This is a genomic window from Kitasatospora sp. NPDC089797, assembly GCF_040684795.1.
Lineage (GTDB): Bacteria > Actinomycetota > Actinomycetes > Streptomycetales > Streptomycetaceae > Kitasatospora.
Genome location: NZ_JBFBGS010000001.1, coordinates 262,478 through 278,069, shown reverse-complemented (window position 1 = coordinate 278,069; position 15,592 = coordinate 262,478). Strand labels below are relative to the sequence as shown.

General features: G+C 75.1%; 15 protein-coding genes. 8 read left to right on the top strand and 7 right to left on the bottom strand.

Going from position 1 to position 15,592, the window contains the following annotated elements; translation table 11 throughout:
* Positions 1-23 precede the first annotated feature (23 nt).
* Both AB0O91_RS01145 and AB0O91_RS01140 read left to right on the top strand, forming a co-directional pair.
* Positions 24-695, top strand: a complete 672-nt coding sequence (locus tag AB0O91_RS01145; RefSeq protein ID WP_363426921.1) for a TetR/AcrR family transcriptional regulator C-terminal domain-containing protein — start codon at positions 24-26, stop codon at positions 693-695.
* A 126-nt stretch (positions 696-821) separates the two neighbouring features.
* Complete coding sequence (locus AB0O91_RS01140; protein WP_363426920.1) at positions 822-1,640, top strand: class I SAM-dependent methyltransferase; 819 nt, start codon at positions 822-824, stop codon at positions 1,638-1,640.
* Between the two features lie 34 nt (positions 1,641-1,674).
* On the opposite strand, the gene ddaH is transcribed toward AB0O91_RS01140, so the two are convergent.
* Positions 1,675-2,532, bottom strand: a complete 858-nt coding sequence (gene ddaH / locus AB0O91_RS01135) for a dimethylargininase (protein WP_363426919.1) — start codon at positions 2,530-2,532, stop codon at positions 1,675-1,677.
* 336 nt (positions 2,533-2,868) lie between these two features.
* Between ddaH and dhbA the strand changes: the two genes are divergently transcribed.
* From dhbA to AB0O91_RS01105, 6 genes are all read left to right on the top strand, one after another.
* A complete protein-coding gene (gene dhbA, locus AB0O91_RS01130; protein WP_363426917.1) occupies positions 2,869-3,624 on the top strand; it encodes a 2,3-dihydro-2,3-dihydroxybenzoate dehydrogenase in 756 nt (251 codons plus the stop codon).
* Between the two features lie 91 nt (positions 3,625-3,715).
* Positions 3,716-4,897: an isochorismate synthase gene (locus tag AB0O91_RS01125; RefSeq protein WP_363426915.1), complete on the top strand. Its 1,182-nt coding sequence runs from the start codon at positions 3,716-3,718 to the stop codon at positions 4,895-4,897.
* On the top strand, positions 4,894-6,486 hold the full coding sequence (locus AB0O91_RS01120) for a (2,3-dihydroxybenzoyl)adenylate synthase (protein WP_363426914.1): 1,593 nt from the start codon (positions 4,894-4,896) through the stop codon (positions 6,484-6,486). Before AB0O91_RS01125 ends, AB0O91_RS01120 begins: the two co-directional genes overlap by 4 nt.
* A 58-nt stretch (positions 6,487-6,544) precedes the next feature.
* Positions 6,545-7,177: an isochorismatase family protein gene (locus AB0O91_RS01115; RefSeq protein ID WP_363426912.1), complete on the top strand. Its 633-nt coding sequence runs from the start codon at positions 6,545-6,547 to the stop codon at positions 7,175-7,177.
* Positions 7,174-7,986 carry an ABC transporter ATP-binding protein gene (locus tag AB0O91_RS01110; protein WP_363426911.1) on the top strand — a complete coding sequence of 271 codons (813 nt, stop codon included), beginning with the start codon at positions 7,174-7,176 and terminating at the stop codon, positions 7,984-7,986. Before AB0O91_RS01115 ends, AB0O91_RS01110 begins: the two co-directional genes overlap by 4 nt.
* On the top strand, positions 7,983-8,495 hold the full coding sequence (locus AB0O91_RS01105) for a GNAT family N-acetyltransferase (RefSeq protein ID WP_363426909.1): 513 nt from the start codon (positions 7,983-7,985) through the stop codon (positions 8,493-8,495). Before AB0O91_RS01110 ends, AB0O91_RS01105 begins: the two co-directional genes overlap by 4 nt.
* A gap of 68 nt (positions 8,496-8,563) precedes the next feature.
* Here AB0O91_RS01105 and AB0O91_RS01100 read toward each other — a convergent pair whose 3' ends face one another.
* The 6 genes from AB0O91_RS01100 to AB0O91_RS01075 all read right to left on the bottom strand — a co-directional run bounded on the left by AB0O91_RS01100 (position 8,564) and on the right by AB0O91_RS01075 (position 15,562).
* Positions 8,564-9,679 carry an iron chelate uptake ABC transporter family permease subunit gene (locus AB0O91_RS01100; RefSeq protein ID WP_363426907.1) on the bottom strand — a complete coding sequence of 372 codons (1,116 nt, stop codon included), beginning with the start codon at positions 9,677-9,679 and terminating at the stop codon, positions 8,564-8,566.
* Positions 9,676-10,740: an iron chelate uptake ABC transporter family permease subunit gene (locus tag AB0O91_RS01095; protein ID WP_363426906.1), complete on the bottom strand. Its 1,065-nt coding sequence runs from the start codon at positions 10,738-10,740 to the stop codon at positions 9,676-9,678. Before AB0O91_RS01095 ends, AB0O91_RS01100 begins: the two co-directional genes overlap by 4 nt.
* Positions 10,737-11,576 (bottom strand): siderophore-interacting protein, encoded by an 840-nt coding sequence (locus AB0O91_RS01090; RefSeq protein WP_363426904.1) that lies wholly within the window; start codon positions 11,574-11,576, stop codon positions 10,737-10,739. Before AB0O91_RS01090 ends, AB0O91_RS01095 begins: the two co-directional genes overlap by 4 nt.
* A 97-nt stretch (positions 11,577-11,673) precedes the next feature.
* Positions 11,674-13,428, bottom strand: a complete 1,755-nt coding sequence (locus AB0O91_RS01085; protein WP_363426902.1) for an ABC transporter ATP-binding protein — start codon at positions 13,426-13,428, stop codon at positions 11,674-11,676.
* Positions 13,421-15,241 (bottom strand): ABC transporter ATP-binding protein, encoded by a 1,821-nt coding sequence (locus tag AB0O91_RS01080; RefSeq protein WP_363426900.1) that lies wholly within the window; start codon positions 15,239-15,241, stop codon positions 13,421-13,423. The genes AB0O91_RS01085 and AB0O91_RS01080 overlap by 8 nt, the downstream gene beginning before the upstream one ends.
* 96 nt (positions 15,242-15,337) lie before the next feature.
* A complete protein-coding gene (locus AB0O91_RS01075; RefSeq protein WP_363426899.1) occupies positions 15,338-15,562 on the bottom strand; it encodes an MbtH family protein in 225 nt (74 codons plus the stop codon).
* Positions 15,563-15,592 lie beyond the last annotated feature (30 nt).

Genomic DNA, 15,592 nt, shown 5'->3' with positions numbered 1-15,592 from the left:
GCACGGCCGGAGGAGGACCACCGATGGGGAAGCGGACCCGCGGCGAGCGGGCGGGACTGACGCGGACACAGGTGCTGGACGCCGCACTGGCCCTGGCGGACCGGGACGGCATCGGCGCACTGACGATGCGGCGCCTGGGCGCGGAGCTGGACGTCGAGGCGATGACGCTCTACCACTACGTCCCCAGCAAGGACGCGCTGCTGGACGGCCTGGTGGAACGGGTCTTCACCCAGGCGCTCCCCTCCCCCGACCCGGCGGCGGGCCCCACCGACTGGCGCACCCTGCTGCGGTCCTACGCCGTCTCGCTCCGCGCGGCGCTGCTGCGCCACCCGGGCGTACTCCCGCTCGCGGCGAGCCGTCCGGCGGTGACCCCGGCGACCCTCGACACCGTCGAGCGCGGCCTGAGCGCACTGACAACGGCCGGGTTCCCGCTGGGCACGGCCGTGCACGCGCTCAACACGCTCTCGCTCCTGGTCCTCGGCCACACCGCCGCGGAGGCCGCCCGACCGGCCGCCCCGGAGGGCTCCGCCGGCTCCCCCGCGTGGCTGACGCGGCTCGATGCCGACCGCTACCCGCTGCTCACCGACGCCGCCCGCACCGGCGCGGGCGTCGATGACGCCGAGCGCTTCGCGTTCGCCGTCGACGCGCTGCTCAACGGCTTCGCCGCCGCTCTCCCCGGCGCCGACTCCTCCTGAAGCGGACCGGGACGCGGCGGGCGCCCGTTCCGTCCGTCCGAAGGACCGTCAACCCGCCGCGCCGGGAGGAGATTTCGGCGGATCAGCAATCTTGACCGGTCATCAGATTTAGGCAAGGCTAACCTTATGTCGAGCGCTTCTCCTGACCACGGTCTGACGGGTGTCGCCAAGACCCTCCTGACCCCGCTGTACGGCCGGGCCCACGCCCACGAGCTGGCACCGGACGCGGACTTCCGGGACCCGCTGGCCGCCCGGGTGCTCGCGGGCACCGGGTTCCGGCCCTCGGAGGTGCTGACCGACCGCTCCAACGCCGTCGGGTCGGTCCACCGCGCCGCCGTCCTCGACGGCGTCGCCCGGCGGTTCGCCGAGCGGCACCCCGAGGGCACGGTGCTGTCCCTCGGGGCCGGCCTCTGCACCCGCGACGCCCGCCTGGCGGACGCCGGCTCCGAGCACCTCCGGTGGATCGGCGTCGACACGCCCGAGGTGGTGGAGCTCCGGCGCCGGCTGCTCCCCGACAGCAGGGTCCGGCTGCTGTCCGGGTCGATCACCGAGCCGGGCTGGACCGACGCCGTCGAGGCCGGGCCCGGACCGGCCCTGGTCATCGCCGAGGGCGTGCTGATGTACCTCGACGGCCGGGAGGTCTCCCGCGTGCTGTCCGACGTCCACCGGCGGTTCGGCCCCGGCACCCGGTTCGCCGCGGACTTCTTCCACCCCCTGCTCGCCCACAGCGGCCTCCACCCGATCGTCCGCGCCACCGGCGCCCGGTTCCGCTCGGGAGCGCGGGGCAGCCGGGGACTGGCCGGGCTCGCCCCCGGCTGGCGGGCCGAGGCCGAGCACCCCGTGATGGACCGCATCGGCCCCGCGCAGGGCGCGGCCGCCACCGTGCTGCGTGTCCTGCTGCTCGGCCACCGCCCGTACGCGGTGGCCGAGTTGGCGGCGGACTGAGGGCGCCGACCGGCGCCCTCGATCCACCCGGGCGTCAGGAACGCAGTTCCAGCGTGCAGCACTTCACGCTTCCGCCGGCATACAGCAGCTCGGTCAGGTCCACCCCGATCGGCTCGAACCCCCGCGCCCGCAGCTTCCGCTGGAGACCGACGGCCGCCTCGGGCAGCAGCACGTGGCGGCCGTCCGAGAGGGCGTTGAGACCGAAGACCTCGGCGTCCTCGTCGTCGGCCAGGATCGCGTCCGGGAACAGCTCCCGCAGGACCGCCTGACTGCCCTCGCTGAACGCGGCCGGGTAGTACATGACCTCGTCATCGGAGAGGACGGCGAGCGCGGTGTCGAGGTGGTAGAACTTCGGGTTCACCAGGGTCAGCCCGATGACCGGCACACCGAAGAACTCCTGGGCCTCCCGGTGCGCCCGCGGGTCGGTGCGGAAGCCCGACCCGGCGAGGATCCGGCGGCCGACGACGAGCAGGTCGCCCTCCCCCTCGTTGATGTGCTCGGGCCAGTGGAGGTCGCGGTAGCCCTGCTCGGCGAACCAGGAGAGGTAGGCCGGCCCCTCCGCGGTGCGCTCCAGGTGCCGGAAGCGCGCGCCGAGCACCTTGCCGTCCAGGACGGTGGCGCCGTTGGCGGCGAAGACCATGTCGGGCAGGCCGTCGAGCGGCCGGATGACCTCCACGGCGTGCCCCAGGCTCCGGTAGAGGTCCCGCAGCGCGGTCCACTGGGCGAGCGCGAGCGCCGTGTCGACCGGCTTGTCCGGGTCCATCCACGGGTTGATCGAGTAGGTGACGTCGAAGTGGCGCGGCTCGCACATCAGGAAGCGGCGCGGCCTGGCGACGCGGGCCCGGGGCAGGGGGGTGACGCCGGGCATGGGAATGGTGTCCGTGGCGGGCATGGAGTCCTCTTGATGGTCCGTGAGGGGGGCGCGGGCCGGGGGCGCCGCGCGGGAGGGGTCGCACGAGCGGGTTCGACGTCCGTACGCCCGGGGGTCCGGGCGGAGTTTCGGAGCCGGAGCGAACCGGGCGATGCGCACGGCGCTCGGGGAGGCCCCCGACCAGCGCCTCGATGCGGTTAGGCTAACCTTACCTCACCGTGTCGCACACTTGTCCGCCGGTCACGGCGGTCCGATCCCCAGGAGTTCCCCATGCCACCCGCCATCAGCCCGGACACCCGGCCCCGCACGCCCGGCCGGACCGCAGGCCGCCCGGCCGCCGACGAGGTGCGGTGACCGATGGAACGCATAGCCGTACCCGCTGAGTTCACCGGCCGCACCGTCCTGGTGACGGGCGCGGCCCAGGGCATCGGAGCCGCCGTGGCACGGCTGCTGGCCGCCCACGGGGCCGAGGTCGTCGCCTGCGACCTGCGCCCCTCCGGCCCGACGGTCCGTCCGCTCGACGTCACCGACGCCGACGCCGTCGAGGCCCTCGTCGAGGACGTCGAACGGGAACACGGCCCGCTCGACGTCCTGGTGAACGTCGCCGGCGTGCTGCACGCCGCCCCCGTCCTGGAGACCAGCGCCGAGGACTGGCAGCACACCTTCGCCGTCAACACCACCGGGGTGTTCCACACCTGCCGGTCCGTCGGCCGCCGGATGGCCGCCCGCGGACGCGGGAGCATCGTCACCGTCGGCTCCAACGCCGCCGGCGTGCCCCGCACCAACATGGCCGCCTACGCCGCCTCCAAGGCGGCGACGACCATGTTCATGCGCTGCCTGGGCCTGGAGCTGGCCCGCTCCGGCGTCCGGTGCAACGTGGTCTCCCCCGGCTCCACCGACACCGCCATGCAGCGCGCGCTGTGGACCGACGAGGACGCCGAACGGCGCGTCCTCGACGGCGACCCCGCCGGCTACCGGGTGGGGATCCCGCTCGGCCGCATCGCGGCACCCGAGGACGTCGCGGAGGCCGTCCTCTTCCTCGCCGGCGACCGGGCACGGCACATCACGATGCACGACCTCTACGTCGACGGGGGCGCCACCCTGCGGGCCTGACCCGCCGGGCCCCGCTCCTCCGCCCCGACCGTCCGACCGTCCGACCGCGACTCCCGCACCGTCCCCTGCGGCGCCCCCAGATCGGAGCACCATGACCACGGCTTCCGAGGCCCGGTCCCCCCTCCTCTCACCGCCGACCGGCGCCGACCTCCTCGCGGAGTACCGGCCGGCTGCGGACCGGGCCTTCCTCACCGGCCCCACCCGCAGCCTGCTCGCCGAGGGCCGATACCTGTCGGTCCACGATCCCGCCGAGGCCGGCCGGATGCTGACGGCGGCCCGGGCCGACCTGCCCGCCCCCGTCCTGGTCGGCGCGATACCGTTCTCGCCCGACCGCCCCGCCGAACTCTTCGTCCCCGAGCGGGTCCGCCACGCCGCCCCCGTCGCCGCGAGCCTCCGCGCCCTCCCGGCGCCCGACGCCCCGGCGGCCGGCCCGTGGACCCGCAGACCGGTACCGGCCCCCGACGACTACCGGGCCGCGGTCGCGGAGGCCGTACGGCTCATGGGCGAGGACCCCTCGCTCGCCAAGGTCGTGCTCGCCCGCACCCTGGAACTCGGTTCGCCGGGCGGCACCGACATCCCCGCCATGCTGCGCCGCCTGCTGCACCGTGACCCGCACGGCTACACCTTCGCGGTTCCGGCCGGCGGCACCGCCACCCTGATCGGCGCGAGCCCCGAACTCCTGGTCTCCCGCCGCGACCGGCACGTCGTCTCCAACCCCCTGGCCGGTTCCGCCGCCCGCAGCAGCGACCCGGCCGAGGACCGCCGCCGCGCCGAGGCCCTCGCCCGCTCCGAGAAGGACCTCGCCGAGCACGCCTTCGTGGTCGACGCCGTGCGCCGCGCACTCGCGCCCCACTGCGCCGACCTCGTCGTCCCCGAACGCCCGTCCCTGATCCGCACCGCGGCCATGTGGCACCTGTCCACCACCGTCACCGGCACCCTGCGCGACCCCTCGACGAGCGCGCTGGACCTCGCCCTGGCCCTCCACCCGACCCCCGCCGTCTGCGGCACGCCCACCGACCGGGCCCGGGACCTCATCACCACCCTCGAACCCTTCGACCGCGGCCTGTACACCGGGGTCGTCGGCTGGGGCGACGCCTCCGGCGACGGCGAGTGGGTCGTCACCCTGCGCTGCGCCGAGGCGGACGGCGACCGGCTGCGGCTGTTCGCCGGCGCCGGAGTCGTCGCCGCCTCCGTCCCGGAGGACGAACTCGCCGAGACCGGGGCCAAGTTCCGGACCTTCCTGCACGCCGTCGGACTGGAGAACAGCGAATGAGCCTCTACCCCGCAGAGGTGGCCGAGCGGTACCGGGCGGCCGGCCACTGGACCGGCGAGAACCTGGACGCGATGATCCGCCGCCACGCCGCGACGGCCCCGGACCGGATCGCCGTGACCGAGGGCGACCGGCACTGGAGCTACGCCGAGTTGGACGCCCGCGCCGACCGCCTGGCGGCCGGGCTGCTCGCCCGCGGACTGCGCAAGGGCGACCGGATCGTCCTCCAACTGCCCAACGTGGCCGAGTTCTTCGAGGTCTTCTTCGGCGCGCTCCGGGCCGGTGTCGTCCCGGTGATGGCCCTCCCGGCCCACCGACGGGCCGAGATCGGCTACTTCTGCGAGTTCGCCGGGGCCAAGGCCCTGTTCGTGGCCGACCGCCACGACGGCTTCGACTACCGCGAGCTGGCCGCCGAGGTCTGCGCGGCCGTCCCCGGACTCGGCGAGGTCTTCGTCGTCGGCGACCCCGGCCGCTTCACCCCCTTCGCCGAACTCCGTGCGCAGGACGCCCCCGCACCGGCCGATCCGCCGCACTCCGGCGACCTCGCCTTCCTCCAGCTGTCGGGCGGCAGCACCGGCCTTCCCAAGCTCATCCCCCGCTGCCACGACGACTACCTCTACAGCGTCCGCGAGTCGGCGGTGATCTGCGAGCTGTCCGCCGACACCGTGTACCTGTGCGCCCTGCCGGCCGCCCACAACTTCCCGCTCAGCTCCCCCGGAACGCTCGGCACCTTCCACGCGGGCGGCCGGGTCGTCCTCGCCCCCGAGCCGAGCCCGGCCACCGCGCTGGCCCTGATCGCCCGCGAGCGGGTCACCATCACCGGCGTGGTCCCGCCGGTGGCCCTCGCCTGGGCCCTCGCCGCACCGGGGAGCGGACACGACCTGTCCAGTCTCGAACTCCTCCAGGTCGGCGGCGCCAAGCTCAGCGAGCAGGCCGCCCGCCGGCTCGGCCCGGCCCTCGGCTGCCGGCTCCAGCAGGTCTTCGGCATGGCCGAGGGCCTCGTCAACTACACCCGCCCCGAGGACTCCGAGGAGACCGTGCTGACCACCCAGGGCCGGCCGATCTCCCCCGACGACGAGGTCCGGGTCGTCGACGACGAGGACGTCGACGTCCCCGCCGGCGAGAGCGGCCACCTGCTCACCCGCGGCCCGTACACCATCCGCGGCTACTGGCGGGCGCCCGAGCACAACGCGCGTGCCTTCACCGCGGACGGCTTCTACCGCACCGGCGACATCGTGCGCCGCACGCCCACCGGGCACCTCGTGGTCGAGGGCCGGGCCAAGGACCAGATCAACCGCGGCGGGGAGAAGGTCGCCGCCGAGGAGGTGGAGAACGTGCTGCTCGCCCACCCGGCGGTGCACGACGTGTCGGTCGTCGCCACCCCGGACGAGTACCTCGGCGAGCGCAGCTGCGCCTACGTCATCCTCCACCCGGAGGCCGAACGGCCGCGCCCCGCCGAGCTGAAGGCCTTCGTCCGCGCCGCCGGGCTGGCCGCCTACAAGGTCCCCGACCGCGTCGAGTTCGTCGAGGCGTTCCCCAGCACCGGTATCGGCAAGGTCAGCAAGAAGGACCTCCGCACCGCCACCCGCTAGTCCGGCCCGGCTCAGCCCGGCTCAACCCGGCCCACCAGCCCAGAAAGGCGCCACCCGCATGGCCCTGCCCGCCATTGCCCCCTACGGCCTCCCCGGCCCCGGGGACCTCCCGGCCCGGAAGGTGCCGTGGCACGTCGACCCGGCCCGGGCCGCGGTCCTCGTCCACGACCTGCAGAACTACTTCCTCGGCGCCTTCCCCGCCGAGGGCCCGCCGCTGGCCCCGGCCCTGGCGAACACCGCCCGGATCCTGACCCACGCCCGCGGCCTGGGCATGCCGGTGATCTACTCGCACCAGCGCGGCGGCCAGAGCGCGGCCGAGCGCGGCCTCCAGCTCGACTTCTGGGGCCCGGGCCTGCCCGACGACCCCGCCGCCCAGGGCGTGCCCGAGGTCGTCGCCCCGGCCGGGTCGGACACCATGCTGCTCAAGTGGAAGTACAGCGCCTTCGCCCGCACCGAGCTCGCCGCGATCCTGGAGGCGGCCGGCCGCGACCAGCTGGTGATCGTCGGCGTCTACGCCCACATCGGCGTGCTGATGACCGCGGCCGACGCGTGGTCGCGCGACATCCAGGCGTTCGTGGTCGGCGACGCGGTCGCCGACTTCTCCGCCGAGAAGCACCGCGAAGCCCTGCGCTGGGCGGCGGAGAAGTGCGCCGTCGTCCTCAGCACCGACGAACTCCTGGAGACCGCGTGACCACCGCCGAAGGACGCCTGCTCGCCGAGCGGGTGACGCTGCGCTACGGCGAACGGGCCATCGCCACCGAACTGTCGGTGGCGGTGCCGGACGACTCCTTCACCGTGATCGTCGGCCCGAACGCCTGCGGCAAGTCGACCCTGCTGCGGGCGTTCGCCCGCCTGCTCAAGCCGACCGCTGGCCGGGTCCTGCTGGACGGCGAGCGGATCGGCGCCCTGCCCGCCAAGGAGCTGGCCCGCCGGCTCGGCCTGCTCCCGCAGAGCTCCACCGCGCCCGACGGCATCACCGTCGCGGACCTGGTCGCCCGTGGCCGGTACCCGCACCAGGGCCTGTTCCGCCAGTGGTCCGCGGAGGACGAGCGGGTCGTCGCCGAGTCCATGGCGGCCACCAACGTGGACGCGCTCGCGGACCGCTTCGTCGACGAGCTGTCCGGCGGCCAGCGCCAGCGGGTCTGGCTCGCCATGGCCATCGCCCAGCAGACCCCGCTGCTGCTGCTGGACGAGCCGACCACCTTCCTCGACATCGCCCACCAGGTCGAGGTCCTCGACCTCTGCGCGCGGCTGCACCAGGAACAGGGCCGCACGCTCGTCGCGGTCCTGCACGACCTCAACCAGGCGGCGCGGTACGCCACCCACCTGATCGCGATGCGCGACGGGGCCGTGGTCGCCGAGGGGCCGCCCGGCGAGATCGTCACGGCCGAACTGGTCGAGCGGGTCTTCGACCTGCCGTGCCAGGTGATCGAGGACCCCCAGACCGGCACTCCGCTGGTCGTCCCGCTGGCGCCCGTGCGCCGCGCCGTCGCACGGTGACCGCCGCCCTGCGCGCCGCCCCGACGGCGCGGGCCGCCCGCGCCGAACCGGCGGACGCCGAGGCACTGTTCGCGCTCTCCGCCCCGTTCATGCGCTCCGGCGAACTGCGCGAGCGGCCGCCCGCGGCCTACCGACGGCCGGAGGAGCTGTTCCTGGTCGTCCGCGCCCCGGCGCACGACGCCTACGACGCCCCCGGCGCGCCGCTGGACGCCTGCGTCGCCCTGCGCGTGCTCGCCCCCGAGCGCGGCCACCCCGCCACCGGGCTGCTGCACAACCTGTGCGTACGGGCGGACCGCCAGGGCCGCGGCCTGGGCTCGGTGCTGGTCTCCGCGGTGTCCGCGGCGGCGCGCCGGGCCGGCCTGCGCGCGCTCGTCACCGCGACCACGGGTGACGGGGCCCTGTTCCTGCGGCACGGCTACCGGGAGATCCCGGCCGCGGCGGCCCCGCCCGCCTTCGCGGCCGGGCTCGACCCGGCCCGCGGCTCACGGGTCTTCGCCCGGCCGCTCTGACGGACCGGCGCATGCGAAGGGGCCGGCCGGTGGACGATCCACCGGCCGGCCCCTTCCGTGCGTCGCGGTCAGCCCCGCTTGGAGCGCCACTGGCCGACGATCAGCCAGACCAGGTAGCAGCCGCCCACCACGCCGGTCAGCACGCCGACGGGCAGTTGGGTGGGGGCCAGCAGCCGCTGCGCCGCGAGGTCGCTCAGGGCCAGCAGCAGCGCCCCCAGCAGGGTGGACCCGATCAGGTTGGGGCCGGTGGCCCGGGTGAGCCGACGGACCGCCTGGGGGGCGATCAGCGCCACGAAGGGGATCGGCCCGGCGGCGGCGGTGGCCGCCGCGGTGAGGCCCACCCCGATCAGCACCAGCCACACCCGGGCCCGCTCGGTGCTGACGCCCAGCGAGGAGGCCGCGTCGTCGCCCATCTCCAGCATCCTCAGCGGCCGGCCGAGCAGCACGGCCGCGGGCAGCAGCAGGAGCAGGGCCGCGGCCATCGGCCCGCAGTGCTCCCAACCGCGCGCGTTGAGGCTCCCGGTCAGCCAGACGGCGGCGCTCTGCGCGTCACTGAAGGAGGCCCGGGCGATCAGGTAGGCGTTGAGCGAGGAGAGCAGCGAACTGACGCCGATGCCGACGAGGACCAGCCGGTAGCCCTGGGTGCCGCCCCGCCGGGCCAGCAGGTAGACCAGCACCGAGGTGAGCATGCCGCCCACCACGGCGCCGCCGGCGACCGCCGCCGCGCTGCCGCCGATGACCAGGATGACGGCGAGGGCGCCGGTCGCCGAGCCGACCGTGAACCCGATGACGTCCGGACTGCCCAGCGGATTGCGGGCCAGCGTCTGGAACAGCGATCCCGCCAGGCCCAGCGCGGCCCCCACCAGCAGGGCGGTGAGCAGCCGGGGCAGCCGCACCTCCATGACGATGTACCGGTCCGCCCGGCGGCCCCCGCCGGTGAGCACGTCGACGACGTCGGCGACCGGCATCGGGTAGTCGCCGGCGGTCAGGGACCAGACGGCGGCGCCGATCAGGGCCAGGACGAGCACCGCGCAGACCGCCGTGGCCCGGCGGTGCCAGCGCAGCGACAGTCCGCCGGGCAGGCGTAGCGCCCGCAGCGGGACGGCGCCCGGCCGGGTGGCCGCCGGGGCGGTGAGGGGGGTGGTCGGTGCGGCGGTCTGCTCGACCGCGGTGGAGCTGTTCACAGTTGGGCGATCCTCCGACCGCGTACCAGGGCGATGAAGAGCGGTGCCCCGAGGAAGGCGGTGACGACCCCGACCTGGAGTTCGGCGGGGTGCAGGGCGATCCGGCCGACGATGTCGGACCCGAGCAGCAGCACCGGGGCGAGGACGGCCGAGAGCAGCATGATCCAGCGCTGGTCGGGGCCGCAGACGTGACGGGCGAGGTGCGGAACGGCCAGGCCCACGAAGGCGATGGGCCCGACGGCCGCGGTGGCGGCCCCGCAGAGCAGGGTGACCGCCAGCAGGCTGAACAGCCTGGTCCGGCCGGGGTTGGCGCCGAGCGCGTGGCCCGCGTCGTCGCCGAGGGCCAGCGCGTTGAGCGGCCGGCCCATCAGCAGCGCCAGTACGCCGCCCGCCGCGAGGAACGGCAGCACCTGCCCCAGCACCGCGCCGTCGACCCCGGCGAGGGTGCCGACCTGCCAGTAGCGGAACCGGTTGAGGGTCAGCGGGTCGAGCAGGATGAGGCCGTTGACGAAGGCGGTGAGCACGGCGGTGACGGCGGTGCCGGCCAGGGCGAGCTTGGCCGGGGTCGCCGAGGCCCGCCCGCTGCCGCCGAGGAGTTGGACGACCAGCGAGGCGACGGCGGCACCGGCGAGCGCGAACCAGACGAAGGACCCGAAGGTCTTCAGGTCGAACAGCGCGGTGCCGGCCGCGACGGCGGCCGCCGCCCCGCCGTTGACGCCGAGCAGGCCGGGGTCGGCCAGCGGGTTGCGGGTGAGCGCCTGCATCATCGCGCCGGAGATGCCCAGTGCGGCACCGACGGCGATCCCCAACAACGTCCGGGGGATGCGGGAGTGGTGCACCACGATCCAGTCCTCGGAGGCGGGGTCGTGGTGCAGCAGGACGTGCAGGACCTGTCCGGGGGCGACGGAACGGGCCCCGATCGCGATGCTGGCGAGGGCCAGGACCGCGAGCAGGGCGAGCGCTCCGACCAGCCACGCGGTCCGGCGGGCGGTGCCGGACCGCCGCCGGGGGGTGGCCGCCGTGCCGACGGGGGTGGTCTCGGGGAGGGTCTCGGAGATCATGCGTGGGGCTGGTGCTCGTCCTCGTGGTGGTCGTGGTTGACCACGCCCCGCTTCCAGTAGCCGTCGACGTCGACCTGGTTCTTGGTCAGGCCGCACTCGTTGCGCAGGTAACGGCGGATCGGCTTCAGGCTGTTCGCCTCGCCGGCGACCCAGGCGAAGCCCATGCCCTCGGGCAGTTCGGCGGCCCGGACGGCCCGCTCCAGCAGGTCGGTGCTGCCGCCCTCGGCGTCGCCGCGGTGCACCCAGGTGACGGTGGCGTCGGTGCGGGTGGTCAGGACCTGCTCGTGCTCGGGGCCGGGCACCTCGACGAACGCCAGGACCTTGACGCCCTCGGGGAGCATCTCCAGCCAGCGGGCGAGCGCGGGCAGCGCCGTCTCGTCGGCACCGAGCAGGTACCAGTCGTGGACGAACGGGATCTCCTCGGAGCCGCGCGGGCCGAAGACGCCCAGGCGCATGCCGGGTTCGGCCGAAGCCGCCCAGGTGGAGCCGACGCCGGTGCCGTGCAGGACCATGTCGATGTCCAGTTCGCGGGCCTCGCGCCGGTAGTGACGGACGGTGTAGTCCCGGGTCAGCGGCTCGGACATGCCCTCGGGAGCGTCCATCCAGGTGTCGTTCTGGACGACGGGCTCGACCGGGAGGTCCGCGCCGGGCTCGGCGAAGCAGAGCTTCACGTGGTCGGTGGGGGCCTGCTCGCAGAAGCCCTCCAGGGCGTCGCCCTGGAAGGTGACCCGGACCGTCCCGGGGGCGACCCGGGTGACCTGCTTGACCTCCAGCAGGCGGTACTTGAGCGGGTGGCGGACGATCCGTATGCGCGGCGGTTCCGTGTCGGTCTTCATCGGTCAACCCAATCCGTGACGGGGGCGCGCAGGCCCGGACAGCCGAGTGCCGCCGGCCCGGGGGGAGCCGGGCCGACGGCACAGGGCGCATGTGCGATTAGGTTAGCCTAACCTGCGGTTCACGGACCAGCGGGGTCCCGTTCTGCAGGCCCGGCTCCGCCGGTCCGTCGCTCACCAGTCGGCCGCGCTCCAGCCGGACCACCCGCGGCAGCCGGGCGATGGTGGCCGGCCGGTGGGCGATGACCACCAGCGTGCAGTCGGCCCGCAGTTCGTCCAGGGCGTGCTCCAGGCGTCCGGCGGTCACCGGGTCGATGTCGGCGGTCGCCTCGTCGAGCACCAGGACGGCCGGGTCGGCCAGCACCGCGCGCACCACGCCCAGGATCTGCCGCTCCCCGGCCGAGAGGTTCCCGCCCCGCTGGCCCACCTCGGCGTCCAGCCCCCCGGGCAGGTCCGCCAACCACTCCCGCAGGCCCAGCTGGTCGACGGTCCGTTCGATCCGCTCCCGGTCGGGCGCGCCCTGGACGAGGGCCAGGTTCTCCGCGACCGTGCCGGAGACCAGCCGCACCTCCTGCGGCACCAGCACGACCCGGCGGCGCAGCTCCTCCTCCGGGACGTCCCGCAGGTCGGTGCCGGCGAAGGTGACCGACCCGCCGTCGGGCTCGTACAGGCCGCACAGCAGCTTGGACAGGGTGGTCTTCCCGGAGCCGGTCTCGCCGACCACGCCGGTGCGGCTGCCCCGGGGGAACTCCAGGGTGAGTCCGTGCAGGTCGAGCCCCTCGGCCCGGTAGCCGAACTCCACGGCCGTACAGCGCAGATCGCCGCGGGCGGGCAGCCCGGCCGGGACGGCCCGGGGCACCCGGGCAGGGGTGGTGGCGGCCAGCAGGTCGAGCAGCCGGGCCAGGCCGGTCCGCGCGGTCTGCACCTCGCCGACGAGCTGGGAGAGGTCCGCGAAGGAGTCGAAGAGGTTGCGGCTGGCGACCACGAAGACCACCACCGTGCCGACGCCGACGGCGTCCCGGGTGACCATCCAGCCGCCCACCAGCAGCAGGGCGACGAGCGCCGCGCCCTCGATCAGGCTGACCAGGTCGATCCGGTTCTCCACCCGCAGCGCCCGCCGGGCGGCCCGGACGGCGTGCCGGTTCTCCCGCTCGAACCTGGCGCTCCAGCCGGTCAGGCCGCGCGCCGTCTGGAGCGCCTCACGGGCGGTCAGGGTCTCCGAGAAGGTGGCCGCGACGGTGGCCTCCGCGCTCGCCTTGCCGCCGAAGGCCGACGCGGCGTCCCGCTGGAACCAGCGGGTCACCAGCAGGGTCAGCGGCAGGAACACGGCGAGCTGCACCAGCAGCAGCTGCCAGGAGTAGCCGGCCAGCATGAGGAGGGTGAACACCAGCGTCGCGACCGAGGACACCAGGTTGCGCAGGTGCAGCCGGACGAACGCGGCGAGCGCGGCGACCTCGCCGGTGGCCCGGCGCAGCAGTTCGCCGCTGCGGTGGGTCTCCAGGAAGCGCAGCGGGGCGGTCGCCAGGTTCTCGACGGCCCGTTCCCGCAGGCTCCGGACGACGTTCTCGCCGCTCTTGATCAGCAGCAGCTCGCCGGTCCTGGCGAGCACCAGTTGGGCGAGGCCCAGGGCGGCCAGCAGGGCGACGGCCAGGCCGAGCCGGCCGCGGTCGCCGTCGTCGAGCGCGTCGGTGGCGAGGCCGATGAGCGGGGCCACCGCCACCAGGGCGGCGGAGTCCGCCAGGCCGACCCCGAGGGCGATGCCGAGGCGGGTGCGGTGCGGGCGCAGGAAGGGCATCGCCCGGCGCAGGACGGCCCGTTCGTCGGCCTGCTCGCGGAGCAGCGGCTGCTCAGCCACGGGCCACCTCCATCGACTCCTCGCCGGTCACGGTGTCAGGCCCTTCGGGGTCGGTGCCGCCCTCTGCCCCGCGCGCGGACTCCAGGGTCACGACCCGGTCGGCGGCGGCCAGCACGGCGGAACGGTGGGTGGCGAACAGGATGGTGCGCCCGGTCCCGGCCCAGGCCCGCAGCCGGTCGAGGACCAGTTGCTCGGTCGTGGTGTCCAGGGCCGAGGTGGCGTCGTCCAGCAGCAGGACGGCGGGATCGCCGAGCAGGGCGCGGGCGATGGCGAGGCGCTGCACCTGACCGCCGGACAGGGCGGTGCCGCCCTCGCCGAGTTCGGTGTCGTAGCCGTCGGCCATCGCGGTCAGCTGGTCGTGGATGCCGGCCGTGCGGCAGGCCTGGTGGAGCGTCTCCGGGTCGAGGTCGCGGCCGAGGCGCAGGTTGTCCGCGACCGTCCCGGAGAGCAGGACGGGGCGCTGGGCGACGTAGGCCATCCGGGCGCGGACCTGGTCGAGCGGGGCCCGCCGCAGGTCGGTGCCGCCGTAGCCGACCCGGCCGGTGTCGGGGTCGTCGAGCCGGACGGCCAGCCGCAGCAGGGTGCTCTTGCCGGAGCCGGTGGCACCGCGCACGGCGACGAACTCCCCGGCGGCGGCGCTGAGGTCGACCGGTCCGAGCACGGTCCGGTCGTCCCGGACGGCGGTGACGCCGGTGAACTCCAGGGTGCCGTGCGCGGGCAGGTCCTCGGCCGTGCCGACCGGGGGGTCCGCGACGACGGGCTGGATCGAGAGGGCCTCGTCGATCCGGGCGGCGGCGACGTCGGCCTGACCGCGCTCCAGCAGTCGGTCCACCAGGACCCGGGTGGCGAGCGTGACGATCGCCATCCAGGAGGTGAAGGCGACCAGTCCGCCGATGCTGAGGCGGCCGTCGAGAACGGCGAGGCCGCCGAAGCCGACCCCGGCGGCGACCGCGAGGCGGGGCACGAAGGGGGCGACGGCGGCCCAGCCGGCCTCGATCCGGGCGGCGACCAGGGTGCGTGCGGTCACCTCGGCGCTGGCCGCGTGGTGGCGTTCGACCAGCGGCCGGTGGCCGCCGGTGCCCCGGAGGCCGGTGCCGACCTGGAGCAGGTCGGCCACCGCGTCGGCGCGGCCGCCGTGGGCCCTGGCGAGTTCGCCGCTGGCGGCGGCGAAGCGGCGCGGGTAGTGCAGGTTGACCCAGATCAGGAAGGGCAGGGTGCCGAGGGTCACCAGCAGCAGGCTGAGGTCCAGGGTGGCGATGGCGGGCAGCACGGTGAGGAAGGTCGTGCCGAGGACGACCCAGACGGCCAGGCCGTGCACCCATTCGCGGACCAGATCGGTGTCCCGGGTGGCGCGCATGGCGAGGTCGCCGTGGCCGCGCGAGGCGAGCGCGGCCCGGTCCAGGCCGGACAGGTGGTGCAGCAGGCGGGACCGCAGGTCGGCACCCACCTTGGCGTCGGCGTAACCGGCCCAGTACTGCCAGCCGTAGAGGCCGGCGAACTGGACGAGGGCGGCGATCGCGGTGGCTCCGGCCCAGGTCAGCAGGGCTCCGCTGTCGTGCTTCTGGAGCCCCTCGTCGAGGGCCTTCTGCACGCACCACGGGACGGCCAGCAGGGCGAGCTGGCGGATCGCGGCGGCCGCCCTCGCGGCGGCCACGGTTCCCCGGTGGGGGCGCAGCGAGCCGCGCAGCAGGGCCTTGGCCCGGCGGCGGCGCTCCGCCGAGAGGGCACCGGGTTCCAGGTCCTCGTCGGCTAGTTGCTCGGCGGTCAGGCCGTCGGGCGGCCCTGCGGCGGGTTCTGGCTGGTGGGTGCTCACGGCGATGGCCATCCGTCGGGTAGCGGTGGGAAGTCGGGTAGCGGTGGGAAAAGCAGCGGGCGGGGACGGCGTGCGGCCGTCCCCGCCCGGAGGGGGTCAGGAGGCCTGGGCCTCGGTGCGCGCGATCAGGCTCGCCGGGCGCAGGTCGGTCCAGTTGGCCTCGATGTAGTCGGTGCAGGCCTGGCGGCTGTCCTCACCGTGGACGGCGGTCCAGCCGGCCGGGACCTCGGCGAAGGCGGGCCACAGGGAGTGCTGGTTCTCGGCGTTGACGAGCACGAGGTAGCGGGCGTCGTCGTCCTCGAACGGGTTGGTGGCGCTCATCGGTGTCTCCTTGGGGTTCGTGGCGAAGGG